Annotated in this window: 15 protein-coding genes; 11 read left to right on the top strand and 4 right to left on the bottom strand. The window is 70.6% G+C overall.

Translation table 11 applies throughout. The features are described from left to right. Positions 1 to 770 precede the first annotated feature (770 nt). Positions 771 to 1247 (bottom strand): universal stress protein, encoded by a 477-nt coding sequence (locus AB0F81_RS38120; RefSeq protein WP_360205779.1) that lies wholly within the window; start codon positions 1245 to 1247, stop codon positions 771 to 773. 334 nt (positions 1248 to 1581) lie between these two features. Here AB0F81_RS38120 and AB0F81_RS38115 point away from each other — a divergent pair, with 334 nt between their 5' ends. Beyond that, positions 1582 to 1923 carry a TraR/DksA C4-type zinc finger protein gene (locus tag AB0F81_RS38115; protein WP_360205776.1) on the top strand — a complete coding sequence of 114 codons (342 nt, stop codon included), beginning with the start codon at positions 1582 to 1584 and terminating at the stop codon, positions 1921 to 1923. A gap of 166 nt (positions 1924 to 2089) precedes the next feature. Here AB0F81_RS38115 and AB0F81_RS38110 read toward each other — a convergent pair whose 3' ends face one another. Then, a complete protein-coding gene (locus AB0F81_RS38110; protein ID WP_360205774.1) occupies positions 2090 to 2578 on the bottom strand; it encodes a MarR family transcriptional regulator in 489 nt (162 codons plus the stop codon). 100 nt (positions 2579 to 2678) lie between these two features. Here AB0F81_RS38110 and AB0F81_RS38105 point away from each other — a divergent pair, with 100 nt between their 5' ends. The 9 genes from AB0F81_RS38105 to AB0F81_RS38065 all read left to right on the top strand — a co-directional run bounded on the left by AB0F81_RS38105 (position 2679) and on the right by AB0F81_RS38065 (position 10504). Then, complete coding sequence (locus tag AB0F81_RS38105) at positions 2679 to 3179, top strand: hypothetical protein (protein ID WP_360205771.1); 501 nt, start codon at positions 2679 to 2681, stop codon at positions 3177 to 3179. Positions 3180 to 3281: 102 nt separating this feature from the next. Then, positions 3282 to 3764, top strand: a complete 483-nt coding sequence (locus AB0F81_RS38100) for a TrkA C-terminal domain-containing protein (protein WP_360205769.1) — start codon at positions 3282 to 3284, stop codon at positions 3762 to 3764. Between the two features lie 78 nt (positions 3765 to 3842). After that, positions 3843 to 6677, top strand: a complete 2835-nt coding sequence (locus AB0F81_RS38095) for a Na+/H+ antiporter subunit A (RefSeq protein ID WP_360205767.1) — start codon at positions 3843 to 3845, stop codon at positions 6675 to 6677. After that, on the top strand, positions 6674 to 7099 hold the full coding sequence (locus AB0F81_RS38090) for a Na(+)/H(+) antiporter subunit C (RefSeq protein ID WP_360205764.1): 426 nt from the start codon (positions 6674 to 6676) through the stop codon (positions 7097 to 7099). Before AB0F81_RS38095 ends, AB0F81_RS38090 begins: the two co-directional genes overlap by 4 nt. Further along, complete coding sequence (locus tag AB0F81_RS38085; protein WP_360205761.1) at positions 7096 to 8616, top strand: Na+/H+ antiporter subunit D; 1521 nt, start codon at positions 7096 to 7098, stop codon at positions 8614 to 8616. Before AB0F81_RS38090 ends, AB0F81_RS38085 begins: the two co-directional genes overlap by 4 nt. Further along, the gene (locus AB0F81_RS38080; RefSeq protein ID WP_360205758.1) at positions 8613 to 9203 is read left to right on the top strand and encodes a Na+/H+ antiporter subunit E; all 591 of its coding nucleotides are present in this window, start codon (positions 8613 to 8615) and stop codon (positions 9201 to 9203) included. The genes AB0F81_RS38085 and AB0F81_RS38080 overlap by 4 nt, the downstream gene beginning before the upstream one ends. Continuing rightward, on the top strand, positions 9200 to 9460 hold the full coding sequence (locus AB0F81_RS38075; RefSeq protein WP_360205755.1) for a monovalent cation/H+ antiporter complex subunit F: 261 nt from the start codon (positions 9200 to 9202) through the stop codon (positions 9458 to 9460). The genes AB0F81_RS38080 and AB0F81_RS38075 overlap by 4 nt, the downstream gene beginning before the upstream one ends. Next, positions 9457 to 9816 carry a monovalent cation/H(+) antiporter subunit G gene (gene mnhG / locus AB0F81_RS38070; RefSeq protein WP_360205753.1) on the top strand — a complete coding sequence of 120 codons (360 nt, stop codon included), beginning with the start codon at positions 9457 to 9459 and terminating at the stop codon, positions 9814 to 9816. The genes AB0F81_RS38075 and mnhG overlap by 4 nt, the downstream gene beginning before the upstream one ends. Positions 9817 to 9850: 34 nt before the next feature. Next, on the top strand, positions 9851 to 10504 hold the full coding sequence (locus AB0F81_RS38065) for a trimeric intracellular cation channel family protein (protein WP_360205750.1): 654 nt from the start codon (positions 9851 to 9853) through the stop codon (positions 10502 to 10504). On the opposite strand, the gene AB0F81_RS38060 is transcribed toward AB0F81_RS38065, so the two are convergent. Further along, entirely contained in the window at positions 10505 to 11707 is a 1203-nt protein-coding gene (locus tag AB0F81_RS38060; RefSeq protein WP_360205747.1) for an amidohydrolase, read from the bottom strand. Positions 11708 to 11787: 80 nt separating this feature from the next. Here AB0F81_RS38060 and AB0F81_RS38055 point away from each other — a divergent pair, with 80 nt between their 5' ends. Next, entirely contained in the window at positions 11788 to 12603 is an 816-nt protein-coding gene (locus tag AB0F81_RS38055; RefSeq protein WP_360205745.1) for a glycoside hydrolase family 3 N-terminal domain-containing protein, read from the top strand. Positions 12604 to 12836: 233 nt separating this feature from the next. On the opposite strand, the gene AB0F81_RS38050 is transcribed toward AB0F81_RS38055, so the two are convergent. Then, entirely contained in the window at positions 12837 to 15200 is a 2364-nt protein-coding gene (locus AB0F81_RS38050) for a glycosyl hydrolase family 65 protein (protein WP_360205782.1), read from the bottom strand. Positions 15201 to 15241: the final 41 nt, after the last annotated feature.

Below are 15241 nucleotides of genomic sequence, written 5' to 3'. Positions count from 1 at the left end.
TTGTCGGCGATCCTCACCAGGGGGCCGGAGCCACCGAGCAGTTTGACGGCATCGTGGTACGTCAGTCCCTGCGGCACCAGCACACTATAGGAACCACGGCCAGCGACCCGCCGGCCAACTGGTGACCGGCGCGCCGACTCAGATGTCGGACGGCAGATCGCCTGGCGGCTGCGGAGAGCCGCCGTCATCGGGCGCGAACCGGGTAGATCGCGGGTGTCCGCGGTCTTTGACCGCGAACCCTACGCATACCCGGCGACCGGGACGGCGGTGTATGCGGCGCCGGCCGCCGGGACCGGACCGGCCAGGTCCAAAGTCCGGAAGAAACGGTCCGGTGCCGGCGCGGCATGCCGGTAGGCGTGGGGCGCGTCGAGCCGCGAAGTCGGCGGGATCGCTCAGCATGCGGGCCATACCCGCCGAGTGTGCGCCGCAGATGACCGGGATGAGGAACGCGCTCCACCATCGAGGCGATCTCGGTGTGGACGCCGGCGCTGACGTCCCTCTACGCCTGGGCGGCAGCCGTTTGGAGCGACGAAGCCGTGACGCGGCCGACCGGGACGGTCTCCCGCGGAAACCCGTCATGTCGGCAGGGCCGACTCAGCGATCGGCGCCGAGGTTGAGCAGATGCTGCGCCGGCGGCTGTGGATCCATCTGCGACAGGTGAGGCGTCAGGGCCGGCGGCAGTCCTCAGGCGACAGCGCGGTGATCGACTGCATCCCTACGACCTGGACGACGCCGACCCGGTCCGTTCCTGGTCAAGCGCACGCACCCGTTCAGTGCTGATCCGTTCCGCCCCGCACCGGCCCGGTTACGGCGTCGTCGGTGACCTGGCCCGGGCCGATCGGCACCAGGAGTACCGGCAGGCGTGCCGCCTTGAGCAGCCGGGCGCTGACGCTGCCCAGCAGCAAGTCCAGAACGGCTCCCTGCCGGCGGTTGCCTACCACCAGCACGGACGCGCCGGCCGACTCGGTCAGGGTCAAGATTCGCTGAGGTACGTCACGCGCGGCAGCGGCGGTCGACAGCACGGTGGCCTCGATGTCCTGCTCCCGCAGCCGGCGAACCGCGCGATGCAGCACAGTGCTCGCTGCCGTGCTGTCCTCGGCGACGAATCCACTGCGGCTGATCACCACTTCCTGCACGTGGACGATGACGACGTTCGCGCCGGTGCCGCGAGCGAGAGACTCGACAACGGGCAGCGCGTCCCCATCCGACTGCGAAGTATCGGTGGCCCACGCGATCGTCGCGAACACGGATCCTCCTTGAATACTGCGGTCCTCAGTGGGATCGCCCTGCGCCAGACCGGTGCCCGGCGCGTCTCCTGTTTCCAGGTTGCCAGCCGGATGGTCCGGCGGCGTCGGCCGCCGGGAGTCAACTTCGGCCAGCCTTGTTGCCGACTGCCAGCAAGCACTCTGCGGCCTCCGACGACCGATCCGCTCTGCGTTATTGCCGGTTGTCGGCAAGCCGTGTCGCCTGGGTTGTCCGGGGTGACGCGCTGTGGTCGCGACGGTTACCCGGCAGGCTGAAGTCACCTGCAGACCGACTCGCCGCCGAACGGCGACGCTTGTGATCAGAAGGGACCAGCCAGTGAACGCCACCACGCACGTGGCGCCCAACGCCGGCAGCGCGTCGTCTCTGCGCCTGTTGCGCGACATTCTGGAGGAGCAGTTCGCCACCCGGACCAACCGTTTGACCGAGCTCATGCTCTGCGGGGCGGTGCCCAAGCACGGGTATGACCCGCGCACCCTGGCCGCGCTGACCCGGGCGGCCCGCCAGGGCGTCGTCGACACCGCCGACGCATTGCGGCGCATGTCCCAGAACACCTACGGCATCTGTGAACGCTGCCGGCAGGCCATCCCGCTGGGTCGCCTGCGGATGTACCCGGAGGCCAGGTACTGCGCGCCGTGCCACCAGATCCGCCGGCCCTGACAACCGTCAGCACCGCAGGCGACACATCCCCTCGACGGAAAGGAACGCCCGCCATGAACGCTCCGGTCGTCGAGGGTTCACCACCGTCCGCAGCACGGTTCACTACGCCGCGCGTGAGGCGCGTCGAGTCGCGCGTGACCACCAGGTGGACGGAGGCGACCCGCGGTCAGGCGGGGTGACGCCGGACGTTGCGGTCGCTGCGGTCCGGGACGTCGGCCAGCCCGTCGGCGAGCCGCTGCATCAGCGCGGCCACGGCCGCCCGGTCGCTGGCGGACCAGCCCTGCATCGCCTGCCCGAAGAGGTGGGCACCCTGCTCGTCGACGCCCTGCAGCTGTCGTCGGCCCGCCTCGGTGACGGTCAGCAGAGCGGCGCGCTTGTCGCCCGGGTCGTTCGCGCGGGCGACGAGCCTGCGCTCCTCAAGCCGGCGCACCTGAGGGGTGATGGTGGATTTGTCGACTCCCTGCCAGGCGGCGAGCTCGGAGGCGCGCATCGGGCCATGGGTGGCGACGGTCCGCAGGAGGGTGATGTCGTTCGTGGACAGGGCCGGTGCGGCGGCCCCCAGCAGGAACCGGCGCACGTCGCCGCGCTGCGCCCATCGCATCAGATGGGTGAACGCTTCCTGAACGCGGAGGGCGGGGGAGTCGGGATCGTGCATGTGGCCGAGCTTACCCCGTGAGTTGGTTTGGGCAAACCAACTATCGTGATATAGTTTTGTTCTACCAACTAAACGAGGGAGGCGAGACGACATGGCCGCCATGACAACTCAGGTCCGCACCGCCGACCACTCGGTGGGAGATTTCTACCGGCTCGGCGAGTTCACGGCCTATCCCGATGCCGCCAACCTGCTGCACCGGCTCTACGAGGGCGGATTCCCGGTCCTGCGGGCCCGCATCCTCGATCTGCACCCGAGTCGCGGCGAGCGATCCGACTGGCTCCTCGCCGGCCGTGCGGCGCTGATCGGCGCCGGTCTCGGCGCCTGGCTCGGCCTGCTCGCTGGCCTTGTGCTGCTCCTGGTCCTCCCTGGCCTCGCCTGGCTGGACGTCGTGCTTGGAGCTCTGTTGATCGGAGCGGCCGCCGGCGGTGTCCTCGGCCTGATCATTCACGAGGGCACCGACGCACGCCGTGACCGCGGGGAGCCCGCCGCCGACCGCTACCGCTACGCGGTAGAGGTCGAGACCGCCTACATCGCGGATGCCGCCCGAGCGCTGGGCGACCGCGCCGCGCGAACCCCGACGCAATTACCTACCGGCCGTTGAGCCCGGCAGGTTAGCGGCGACGACAGGACGGGCAAGGCAGTCACGCAGGCTCGCTGCCGAACGCTGACCGTCGCCAAGATCGATGCGGGTCAGGAGGCTCACATGCACCTGGAGAGAACCGCTCTGCCCGGCCTGGGCGTGTCGTACACCTTCGGCACGGCCGAGGGGCAGCGCATCGGAGTGATCACCCACCTCGACGGCCGCCGCGAGGTGATCGCGTACGACCCCGACGATCACGAGACCGTCCGGCACACCGCCGTGCTCACCGATACGGAAGCCCGAACCGTGGCCCATCTTCTCGGGCTGCCGGTGTTCGTAGACGAGGTGCGGCAACTGGCCGACGGTCTGGACGGCGTGGCCTCGGTGCGCATTCCGTTGGTCGCCGGGTCGCCGTACTGCGGCCGGCGACTCGGCGACACGCGTGCACGTACCCGTACCGGTGCTTCCGTGGTGGCGGTGATCCGTGACGGCCGTGCGATCGCGTCGCCCGAGCCGGACTTCGTCTTCCGGGCCGGCGACGCTCTCGTCGCCGTCGGCGACGACGTGGCCGTCGCGGAGCTGCGGGAATTGCTGATGAACGGCTGAGCAGCGACCGCAGCCCACGAGTGACCTGAACCGAACGCCGGACGCCGGCCGTCGCCGTCGGCAGACAGGGGACCGCGCGTGCTTGTGCTGTTGACCGTCCACCTGGGCGCCGCACTGCTGGCGCCCACACTGGTGCGCCGGCTCGAACTGCGGGCTTTCTACCTGCTGGCGCTGGTGCCGGCCGCCGGCTGCGGATGGGCGTTGACGCAGACCCCGGCCATCCGCGACGGGGGCGCCCTCACCGAGGTTTACCGCTGGGCCGACCAGCTCGGTCTGGACCTGGCCCTGCGGATGAGCACCCTGTCCTGGCTGATGATGCTTCTCGTCGGCGGTGTCGGTTCCCTGGCGCTGTTCTACTGCGCCCGGTACTTCTCGCCCGGCGAACCCGGGCTGGCCCGCTTCGCCGGCGTCTTCGTCGGTTTCGCCGGGGCGATGCTGGGGCTGGTCGTGTCCGACAACCTCATCGTCCTGTACGTCTTCTGGGAGCTGACCACGGTCTTCTCCTACCTGCTGATCGGGCACGACCCGACGAGCCGGGCCGGCCGGCAGGCGGCGTTGCAGGCTCTGATCGTCACCACGCTCGGCGGGCTGGCGATGCTGGTCGGGATCATCATGCTGGGCGAGCACGCCGGCACCTATCGCTGGTCGCAGATGACCGGCGCGCTGCCGGACGGCGGATACCTTGCGGTCGCGGTCGTTCTGCTGCTGTTCGGCGCGCTGTCCAAATCGGCGATCTTCCCGTTCAGCTTCTGGCTGCCCGCCGCGATGGCCGCCCCGACACCGGTCAGCGCCTACCTGCACGCGGCCGCGATGGTCAAGGCCGGGGTATTCCTGGTCGGGCTGCTCGGGCCGGTGCTCGCCGGCGCCGCGCCGTGGCGCCCGGTCGCCGTGCTGGCCGGCGCCGTGGCCATGCTGTTCGGCGGCTGGACGGCGCTGCGCCAGCACGACCTGAAACTGCTGCTGGCCTACGGCACCGTCAGCCAGCTGGGCCTGCTGACCATCGTCCTCGGCGCGGGTTTCCGCGACGCCGCCCTGGCCGGCGCCATGATGCTGCTGGCCCACGCCCTGTTCAAAGCGGCGCTGTTCTTCGTGGTCGGCATCGTCGACCACACGGCCGGTACCCGCGACCTGCGGGAACTCAGCGGTCTGCGGCGCTCGGCGCCCGCGGTGTGGGCGGTGGCGGTGCTGGCCGCGCTGTCCATGGCGGGTGTGCCGCCGCTTGCCGGCTTCGTCGGCAAGGAGGCGATCTTCGACGCCTTCCTCGGTGGTGACGGGTGGGACTGGGCGGTCCTGACCGTGGTGGCCGGCGGGTCCGCGCTGACAGTCGCCTACACGCTGCGCTTCCTCTGGGGCACCTTCGGCGACAAGGCCACGGTTGCGTCCCCTGCGGTCCAGCGGGTGTCGTGGTGGTTCCTGACCCCACCGGCGCTGCTCGCAGCCGCCGGGCTGGCCACTGGGCTGGGCGCGCCGGCGCTCGACGCGATCCTGTCCGGCTACGCCGACGCCTATCCGGACACCGGCGCTTACCATCTGGCGCTGTGGCACGGCGTCACCCCCGCCCTCGGCCTGTCCGTGCTCGTGCTCACCGCAGGTTTCGCAATGTTCCTGGTGAACGTGAAAGCCCGGTGGTGGCGTCGGCTGCGCCTGCCGTTCGACAGCGCCACCGGCTACGAGCGGGCCACCGCCGGCCTGGGCCGGCTCGCGGTCGAGGTCACCGGCGCCACCCAGCGCGGCTCCCTGCCGGTCTACCTGGGCACGATCCTGATCGTCCTGATCCTGGTCGGCGGCACGGCACTGGTCCTCGGCGGACCGCCGCCGGCGGGCTTCCGGCTCTGGGACCACGCACTGCAGCTGATCCCGGCAGCCGCCTTGATCATCGCGGCCTTCTTCGCGACGCGGACCCGGCGCCGGCTGGCCGGGGTGGTGCTGGTCGGGGTGACCGGCTACGCGACGGCGGCCCTGTTCATCCTGCACGGCGCCCCGGACCTGGCCCTGACGCAGTTCCTGGTCGAGACCTGCACGATGGTGATGTTCGTGCTGGTGCTGCGCCGACTGCCCGGCCACTTCTCGGTCCGGCCGCTGGTAGCCAGCCGGCGCCTACGGGTGGCCATCGGGATCGCCGCCGGCGCCGTGGTCTCCGGCCTGGCGTACGTCGCCACCGCCGGCCGGCAGGCCATCCCGGTCTCCACCGGCTTCCCGGAGCCCGCCGTGTCCTATGGCGGCGGTCGCAACGTCGTGAACGTGACGCTGGTCGACATCCGCGCCTGGGACACCATGGGGGAGATCTCAGTGCTCCTGGTGGCGGCCATCGGCGTCGCCGCTCTCGTCTTCGGCGGATCCCGGCGTCTGCTGCACAGCCGCCGCCGCCCTGGACCGTTCCCGGCGCCACCGCAGGGCCAGGTCTGGCTGATGGCCGGCCACACCGTCGACGCTGGGCTGCGCTCGCCGATCCTCGAGGTTGTCACCCGGCTGCTGTTCCACACCATCGTGCTGTTCTCGATCTACCTGCTGTTCGCCGGCCACAACGCCCCGGGCGGCGGTTTCGCCGGCGGGCTCGTCGTCGGCCTGGCGCTGGTGCTGCGCTACCTGGCCGGCGGCCGGCACGAACTCGACGTGGCGGCACCGGTCGACGCCGGCGTGGTGATGGGAACCGGCCTGTTCATCGCGCTGGGCACCGGCCTGACCGCCCTGCTGGCCGGCGGTGAGGTGCTGCAGAGCGCCCTGCTCGACTGGCGCCTGCCGGTGCTGGGCCACGTCCACTTCGTCACCTCGATGGTCTTCGACGTCGGTGTCTACCTGGTCGTCATCGGCGTGGTGCTGAACATCCTGCGCAGCCTGGGCGCCGAGGTGGACCGGCACGAGCAGATCGAACGCGCCGAGGCGCAAGCCCGGCGGGAGGAGGAACTCGTATGAGCCCGAACCTGCTGTTGGTGATCGTCGTCGGCGTCCTGTTCGCGGCCGGGGTCACGCTGCTGCTCGAACGCAACCTGACCCGCGTCATCCTCGGCATCACCATGCTCGGCAACGCCGTCAACCTGCTGATCCTGCTCGGCGGCGGCTACGGCGGGCCCCCGATCGTCGGCGTCACACCCGAGGCGCGGATGAGCGACCCACTGACCCAGGCGATGATCCTCACCGCCATCGTGATCACCCTGGGCATGACCGCCTTCCTACTCGCGATGGCGTACCGCAGCTGGCTGCTGAACGGTCACGACGACGTCCAGGACGACGTCGAGGACCGGCGGATCGTGCAGCTGGCCGAGCGGGACCAGGGCCTGGCCGACCAGGACACGGCGGACGAGCCGTCGGCCGCCGGGGCAGGGGGACAGCAATGACGTGGCTCGTCCCGCTGCCGGTGATCATGCCGCTGCTCGGCGCGGCGCTGACCCTGCTGATGCGCAGGCGCCCCAACGCGCAGCGGGCGGTGAGCGTGACCGTGCTCGCGGCCACCCTGGCCGTGACGATCATGCTGCTGGCGCTGACCGTCAACGGCGAGACGCTGACCGTGGCCGTCGGCGGCTGGGCGCCGCCGCTGGGCATCGTCCTGGTCGCGGACCGGCTCGCCGCCCTGATGCTGGTGGTCTCCGCCGCGGTGACACTGTGCGTGCTGATCTACTCGATCGGCCAGGGCATGACCGACCGCGAGGAGAACACCCCGGTCTCGGTCTACCACCCGGCGTACCTGATCCTCACCGCCGGCGTCACCAACGCGTTCCTGGCCGGCGACCTGTTCAACCTCTATGTCGGTTTCGAGATCCTGCTCGCGGCCAGCTATGTGCTGATCACGATCGGCGCCACGAAGAGCCGCATCCGCGACGGCACGACGTACGTGGTGGTCAGCCTGCTGTCCTCCCTGATCTTCCTCACCGCGATCGGCCTCATCTACGCCGCGACCGGCACCCTCAACCTGGCCCAGCTCGCCGGCCGGCTCGACGCGCTGCCTGACAGCCTGCAACTGGGGCTGCAGGGCATGCTGCTGCTCGCCTTCGGCATCAAGGCGGCCGTCTTCCCGCTGTCCGCCTGGCTGCCCGACAGCTACCCCACCGCTATCGCGCCGGTGACCGCGGTGTTCGCGGGCCTGCTCACCAAGGTCGGTGTATACGCGATCATCCGTACCCAGACCCTGCTCTTCCCGGACGGCCCGGCGGCGACCGTGCTGCTGGTGGCCGCGCTGCTCACCATGCTCGTGGGCATCCTGGGGGCGGTGGCCCAGTCGGACATCAAACGGCTGCTCTCGTTCACTCTGATCAGCCACATCGGCTACATGCTGTTCGGGATCGGGCTCGCCTCCGACGTCGGCCTGTCCGGGGCCATCTTCTACGTCGTGCACCACATCATCATTCAGACCACACTGTTCCTGGCCGCCGGGCTGATCGAGCGCCAGGGCGGCACCACGACCCTGGAACGCCTCGGCGGGCTGGCCAAGTTGGCGCCCGTACTCGGGGTGCTGTTCTTCCTGCCCGCCCTCAACCTCGCCGGGATTCCGCCGTTCTCCGGCTTCCTCGGCAAACTCGGGCTGCTGCAGGCCGGCGTCGCCGACGGCGGCATCCTGGCCTGGCTGCTGGTCGCCGGCAGCGTCGTCACCAGCCTGCTCACCCTCTACGCCATCGGCCGGGTCTGGAACCTGGCGTTCTGGCGCACCCCGCGCACCGCCACCGCGCCGGACGCCGACGCCGTACCCGGCCGGGGGATGTCACGGCTGATGGTCGGATCGACGGTCGCCCTGGTCACGCTCGGAACCGCGCTCACCCTGATCTCCGGGCCGCTGTTCGACGTCACCAGCCAGGCCGCCACCGAACTGCTCGACCGCGAACCGTACGTGTACGCCGTGTTCGGAGAGGAGTCGCCGTGACCCGCACCGCGCCCGCGGTACCCGCCTCGGTTCCGGCCCGCGTCCGGTGGCGTGACCGAATCGTGGCAGCCACCGTCCTCGTCGGCATCTGGATGCTGCTGTGGGGCGTCTTCTCCTGGGCGAACCTGTTCAGCGGACTTGTCGTCGCCGCCGTCGTCCTCGCCGTCTTCCCGCTGCCGCCGGTCACCTTCGCCGGGCGGCCCCGCCCTCTCGGACTGCTGCGCCTGGCCTGGCGGTTCCTCACCGACCTGGTCACCGCCAGCCTGCAACTGGCCGTTCTCGCCCTCCGGTTCGGTCACCGGCCGCGCAGCGCCATCATCCGGGTGCCGCTGCGGGTGCCCTCCGACCTGGTGCTGACCCTCACCGGTGAGGCCGTGTCCCTGGTGCCCGGCAGCCTCATCGTGGACACCGACCAGGCCGCGACCGCCCTGTACATCCACGTCCTCGGGGTGCCGGACGCCGCCGCCGTGGAGGAGTTCCGCCGCAGCGTCTACGCGACCGAGGAGCGCATCGTGCGCGCCATCGGCTCCGACGCCGAGATCAAGATGCTGGAGCACCACCCCGCATCGGGAAAGGAACCCGCATGACCGTGGTCGGGATCATCGTGTCCGTCCTGCTCGTCACCGCCGTGACCCTCGTACTGGTCCGGGTCGTGCGCGGGCCCACCACGCTGGACCGCATCGTCGCCGTCGACGTCCTGCTCGCCGTCGTGGTGTGCGCGATCGCCGCCGAGGCGGCCTATACGCGTGATGCGACGTCGCTGCCGATCCTGGTCGTGCTGTCGATCCTGGGCTTCATCGGCTCGGTCAGCGTCGCCCGGTTCGCACCGCGGAGCCGGCGATGACCGCCGGCACCGTCGCCGACGTCCTGTCCGCCGTCTGCCTCATCTGCGGGGCGCTGCTCAGCCTCGCCGCCGGCATCGGCCTGCTGCGCTTCCCCGACCTGCTGTCACGCATGCACGCGGCGACCAAGCCGCAGGTGCTGGGCCTGCTGCTCATCCTCACCGGTACGGCACTGCGGCTGCGGAACACCATCGACATCACCACGCTGGTACTGATCGGCGTCTTTCAGCTCGTCACCGCGCCGGTGGCCGCGCACATGGTGGGCCGGGCGGTGTACCGCAGCGGCCAGGTGGACAAGGAGCTGCTGGTGGTCGACGAGCTGGCCGCCGCCCAGAACGACAGTAATGCCCGGGTATGACGACGCTAGGTGATCGGCCGCACGGATGGTAGGGATGTCCGCCCCGCGGGTGCTGCTGATCCTGGATCTGGCCGGGACGTTCGCGTTCTCGCTGAACGGTGCGCTGACCGCGGTCCGGGCCGCACACCTCGACATCGTCGGGGTCCTCACGCTCGGGGCCATCACCGCCGTGGGCGGAGGTGTCATCCGTGATGTGCTGCTCGGATCGCTGCCCCCGGCCACGTTCCTCGACTGGCGCTACATCGCGGTGGCGCTCGGCGGCGGGATGATCGTATTTCTGTTCGGTCGCTGGCTGGACCGGTTCGCCGGTGCCATCGATGTTCTTGACGCCGCGGGGCTGAGCCTGTTCGCGGTCACCGGTGCGGTCAAGGCGCTCGCGCTGGGTGCCGGACCGGCGCAGGCGGTGATCCTCGGTGCGATCACCGCGGTGGGCGGTGGGACGGTGCGTGACGTGCTGATCCGGCGGATCCCCAGCGTATTGAGCAGCGGGCTGTACGCGATCCCGGCGCTGGCCGGGGCTGCGATGGTGGTGATCGCCAGCAGCGCCGGGTGGGATCAGGTGTTCGGTGCGCCGGCGGCTCTCGGCGCGGCCGGTGTGTGTTTCCTGATCAGGATGGTCGGCCTGCACCGCGGGCTCGACGCGCCGCGTCCGCCCGGCACCGACAACCGGGATTCCGCGGACGACTGATCAGTGGTCGGCAACCGCGCCCATATGGGCCAGGGTGGCCACGACCGCGGCCTCCGTGCCGGTCCGCAGGGTGGGCTGCATCGCCGGGGCGAAGCCGGGGTTGTGGTTGGGCAGGACAGCCGAGCCGTCGGCGAAGCCGCCCAGCCCCCAGTACGTGTAGGGCGCACCGAAGGCGTCCGGGATCCGGCTGAAGTCCTCGCTCGCCGGGACCGGGGTGAAGCGGTGCACCCGGGCCGTCCCGAAGTGGCCGCGAAACGCGGCGGTGACCCGGTCGGTGACCATGCTGTCGTTGTCGGTGACGGGGAACTGCTCGTAATGCTCGAAGCTTGGCGGGCGCGGTGTCGCGGCGGCCGAGCACTCGGTCCGCACGATCCGTTCGATGGCGGCGAGCACGGTGTCGCGGACGTGGGTGTCGTAGGTGCGCACGTTGAGCAGCAGCACCGCCTCGTCCGGAATGATGTTGCTCTTGGCTCCGGCGTGCAGGCTGCCGACGGTGACGACAGCGAAGTCGCTCGGGGAGATCAGGCGCGACGGGATCGTCTGCAAGCGCAGGACGATCGAGGCGGCGAGCACGATCGGGTCGACGCCGAGGTGCGGCATCGAACCGTGTGAGCCCTTTCCGTGGATCGTGACCCGGATGGAGTCACCGGCGGAGAACACCGGGCCGGCAGCCGTCGCCAAGTGCCCGGCCGGCGGGTCGGTGAGCACATGCTGGCTCAGGGCCACGCCGGGAGCCGGTATCCGGCTGGTCAGGCCGTCGTCGAGCATGGCCTGCGCGCCGGCGGCGGTCTCCTCGCCCGGCTGGAACAGGGCCAGGTAGGTGCCGCTCCAGGCTTGCGGCCGGGCGGCGAGCAGCCGGGCGGCGCTGAGCCCGCAGGCGACGTGGATGTCGTGGCCGCAGGCGTGCATGACGCCTGTCTTCTCCGAGGCGTACGGCAGGCCGGTCGTCTCAGTCACCGGAAGGGCGTCCATGTCGGCCCGGAACAGGACGGTCGGCCCAGGCCCGTTCGTCAGTGCCCCGACGACCCCACCGCCGATGCGGTGCACCTGGTAGCCGGCGGCGCGCAGGTGACCGGCCACCGTGTCGGCCGTGCGCGTCTCCTGCATGGACAGTTCGGGGTGACGGTGCAGGTCGGCGTAAACTTCCTCCTGCCATCGGGCGATGGCATCCAGGCCGGCCACCACCTGCTGCGCTGATCGCACTGCTGGTCACCTCGTTTCGGCGTCGCACCATCTTATGGCTGCCGCCCTGACCGGTTCTCGTCCTTGAAGAGGTGGTGCAGGTGTCGGAGACGTCCCGCGAGCGCGCTGAGAAGCTGGTCCTGAGCATGACGCTGGAGCAGAAGATCGCCCAGTTGCACGGTGCCATGGAGACGATCGACATCTACGCATTGAGCGCACAGGCCGCGGAGTCCGGGGCGGACCTGGACCAGCTCGCCGCGCAGATCCGGGTCGAGCGGCACGTCCCGGCGATCGACGAGCTGGGGATTCCCCGGTTCCGGATCACCAACGGTCCGGTCGGGGTCGGCATGGGTGACGGGACGCCGAGCCCGCCGGCCACCTCACTGCCGATGACCATCGGCCTGGCCGCCGGCTTCGATCCCGAGTTGGCGTACGCCTACGGCGACGTGATCGGCGCGGAAACCGCGACGCTGGGCCAGCACGTCCTGGAGGGCCCTGGCGTGTGCCTGCACCGGACCACCATCGCCGGCCGCAACTTCGAGTACTTCTCCGAGGACCCGTACCTGACCGGCGTGATGGGGGTCGCGGTGACCCGGGCCATTCAGGCCCACGACGTGATCGCCATGGGCAAGCACTACGTGGTCAACGATCAGGAATACGAACGGTTCCGGGCCAGCGTCGAGGTCGACGAGCACGTGCTGCGCGAGCTCTACCTGCTGCCCTTCGAGATGCTGGTCAAGGACGCCGGGATCGCTGCGATCATGAGCGCCTACAACCGCATCCGCGGGGTGTACGCCACCGAGTACCGGCACACGCTGACCGACATCCTGCGCACCGAATGGGGCTTCCCGGGCTACGTGCAGTCCGACTTATGTCGGTCAGCTGGCGCACCTGCTCGGGTGTCAGCGCGTCGATGACGTGCCGCCGGACGGTGTCGACGTGCCCTGGTGCGCTCGCCCCGACCTTCTGCCGGCCGGCCGGGGTGAGCCGGATGTTGGTGGCCAGGGCGTCCTGCGGGCAGGGGAACCTCTCGACCAGCCCGAGCGTGTCCAGCCGTGGCGTCGAGCACGCCGGGCAACAGTTCCAGCACTGCGGCGAGACGGATCCAGGCGGCGAGTTCTTCGCGGCTCAGCGGCCCCGGCCGCGGTGCTCACCCCTGGTCGGGCTTGTCACGTTGCGGGGTGTACCCCGGTGGTTGCTGTGGCGTAGCCAGCAGCGGTTCAAGGCCGACGACCGGGCGCCGGACCGGACCGTCGGTGCTCACCTCGACCTCCTCGCCGTAAAGCAGGACGGTGAGCCGGGCGCCGGGGCCGTCGCGCAGCGACACCCGTACCTCGTGGTGGTCGGCCTCGACCAGCAGCCGCAGGCCGCTGTGCCGCAGGCGGAAGCGCAACGCGCGGATGCCTGCGGGCAACCGCGGCGCCAGCGCCGGGACCCGACCCTGTTCGCGCAGACCGCCGAAGCCCTCGACGATGGCCGACCACGCACCCGCGAGTGAGGCAAGGTGCAGCCCGTCGCGGGTGTTGCGGTGCAGGTCGCGCAGATCCACCAGCGCGGCCTCCCAGGCGTAGTCGTGCGCCAGCTCCAGGTGACCGACCTCGGCGCACATCACCGCTTGCGTGCAGGCCGACAGCGACGAGTCGCGCACGGTGATGCGCTCGTAATAGTCGACGTTGCGCGCTTTCTGCTCGGGGGTGAACGCTTCCGGGCACCAGTGCATCGCCAGCACTAGGTCAGCCTGTTTGACCACCTGCCGGCGGTACAACTGGAAGTACGGGGCGTGCAGCATCAGCGGTTGATCCGGTCGCTCGTCGGCGAAGTTCCACGGGGCGTAACGGGTGAACCCGGTGGACTGTTCGTGCACGCCGAGCCGTTCGTCGTAGGGCACATGGACCGCCTCGGCCGCCGCCTGCCAGGTCTGCGGCTCCTCCGGCCGGACCCCGAGCCGCTCGGCGGCCTCGGGCAGACGAGCGCAGGCGTCGGCGGCGGCGCGCAGGTTGCGGGCCGCCATCAGGTTGGTGAACAGGTTGTCGTCGGTGACCGCGCTGTACTCGTCCGGTCCAGTGACGCCGTCGATATGCCAGGCCCCGTCGGCGTCGTGGTGCCCGTGCGACACCCACAGCCGGGCCGTCTCCACCAGGATCTCCAGCCCGCATTCCGGCTCCAGCGCGTCGTCGCCGGTGACCTGCCGGTAGCGTTCGACGGCGCGGGCGATCACCGCGTTGAGGTGCAGCGCGGCGGTGCCGGCCGGCCAGTACGCCGAGCACTCCTCGCCGTGGATCGTCCGCCACGGGAACGCGGCGCCGTCCAGACCGAGCGTGTGCGCCCGCTGCCGGGCTTGGTCCAGGATGCTGTGCCGCCACCGCAGCGTGTCGGCCGCGGCGTGCGGCGCGACGTAGGTCAGCAGCGGCAGGACGAAGCCCTCCGTGTCCCAGAACGCATGCCCGTCGTATCCGGGTCCGGTCAGCCCCTTCGCTCCAATGGCGCGGCGCTCGGCGCGGGCGCCGGCCTGCAACACGTGGAACAGCCCGAACCGGACCGCCTGCTGCAGAACCGGGTCGCCGTCGACCTCGACATCCGCGGCATCCCAAAAGTCGTCGAGGTAGGCGCGCTGGTCGGCGGCGAGACCGCTCCACTGTGCGAAGCGGGCGCCGTTCAGCGCCCCGGCGACCTGGTCGCGCAGCGCCTCCGGTGAGCGAGAGGAGCTCCAGGCGTACCCGAGGTACTTGGTGATCCGCAGGCGCTGGCCGGGGCGCAGCACGGTGACCACCGTGGTGCGCGCCCAGTCGGCGCGCACGTCGGTCTCCTCCTCGTAGTCGCCGGGCGCCTCGACCGCGTGGTCCATGCCGGCGGCCATGAGCAGCCCACTGGCGCGTGTGCGGTGCAGCAGCACCGCGCCGTGCTGCTCGGTGTCCTGCGCGACGGCCACCAGCGGCCGGTCCAAGGCGGCGGCGACGCGGGGGTCGTCGGAACGCTGCGGCTGCTCCTCGTTGGCCACCAGCCCGGACTGCACGGTGATCCGCACCTGCTGGTCGAGCGCCTCCACCACATATTCGATGGCGGCAACGGCGCGCTGGGTGAAGGACACGAGCCGGCGGCTGCGGATCCGCACCCGCCGCCCCGCTGGCGACTGCCAGGTGACCGAACGCCGCAGTTGCCCGTCGCGCAGGTCGAGGACCCGTTCGTGGGCGAGCAGGTTGCCGTGCGCCACGTGGAAGGGCTCGTCATCGACCATCAAGCGGATGAGCTTGCCGTCGGTGACGTTGACGACGGTCTGCCCCTGCTCGGGGTAGCCGTAACCGCCTTCGGGGTACGGCAGCGGGCGCTGCTCGTAGTAGGCGTTCAGGTAGGTGCCGGCGATGGTGTGCGGCTCACCCTCGTCCAGGTTTCCGCGCAGGCCGATGTGGCCGTTTGCCAAGGCGAACACCGATTCGGTCTGGGCGAGCCGGGTGGTCTGCAGCGACGGCTCGCTGATCAGCCACGGCTCGACCGGGAACACGGCGTCGTCGATCATGCCCATCTGACCCTCCGCAGCGGCGGGGCTTGCGCGCTGGT

Source organism: Actinoplanes sp. NPDC024001, assembly GCF_040638955.1.
Taxonomy (GTDB): Bacteria; Actinomycetota; Actinomycetes; order Mycobacteriales; family Micromonosporaceae; genus Actinoplanes.
The sequence above is the reverse complement of the archived record's forward strand: the minus strand, read 5'-3'. Positions and strand labels throughout refer to the sequence as shown.

Bases quoted from the DNA above. Each gene is read 5' to 3' on its own strand.
- AB0F81_RS38110 (WP_360205774.1), bottom strand. From the start codon at position 2,578: ATGCACGATCCCGACTCCCCCGCCCTCCGCGTTCAGGAAGCGTTCACC.
- AB0F81_RS38105 (WP_360205771.1), top strand. From the start codon at position 2,679: ATGACAACTCAGGTCCGCACCGCCGACCACTCGGTGGGAGATTTCTAC.
- AB0F81_RS38100 (WP_360205769.1), top strand. From the start codon at position 3,282: ATGCACCTGGAGAGAACCGCTCTGCCCGGCCTGGGCGTGTCGTACACC.
- AB0F81_RS38090 (WP_360205764.1), top strand. From the start codon at position 6,674: ATGAGCCCGAACCTGCTGTTGGTGATCGTCGTCGGCGTCCTGTTCGCG.
- AB0F81_RS38085 (WP_360205761.1), top strand. From the start codon at position 7,096: ATGACGTGGCTCGTCCCGCTGCCGGTGATCATGCCGCTGCTCGGCGCG.
- AB0F81_RS38075 (WP_360205755.1), top strand. From the start codon at position 9,200: ATGACCGTGGTCGGGATCATCGTGTCCGTCCTGCTCGTCACCGCCGTG.
- mnhG (WP_360205753.1), top strand. From the start codon at position 9,457: ATGACCGCCGGCACCGTCGCCGACGTCCTGTCCGCCGTCTGCCTCATC.
- AB0F81_RS38065 (WP_360205750.1), top strand. From the start codon at position 9,851: ATGTCCGCCCCGCGGGTGCTGCTGATCCTGGATCTGGCCGGGACGTTC.
- AB0F81_RS38050 (WP_360205782.1), bottom strand. From the start codon at position 15,200: ATGATCGACGACGCCGTGTTCCCGGTCGAGCCGTGGCTGATCAGCGAG.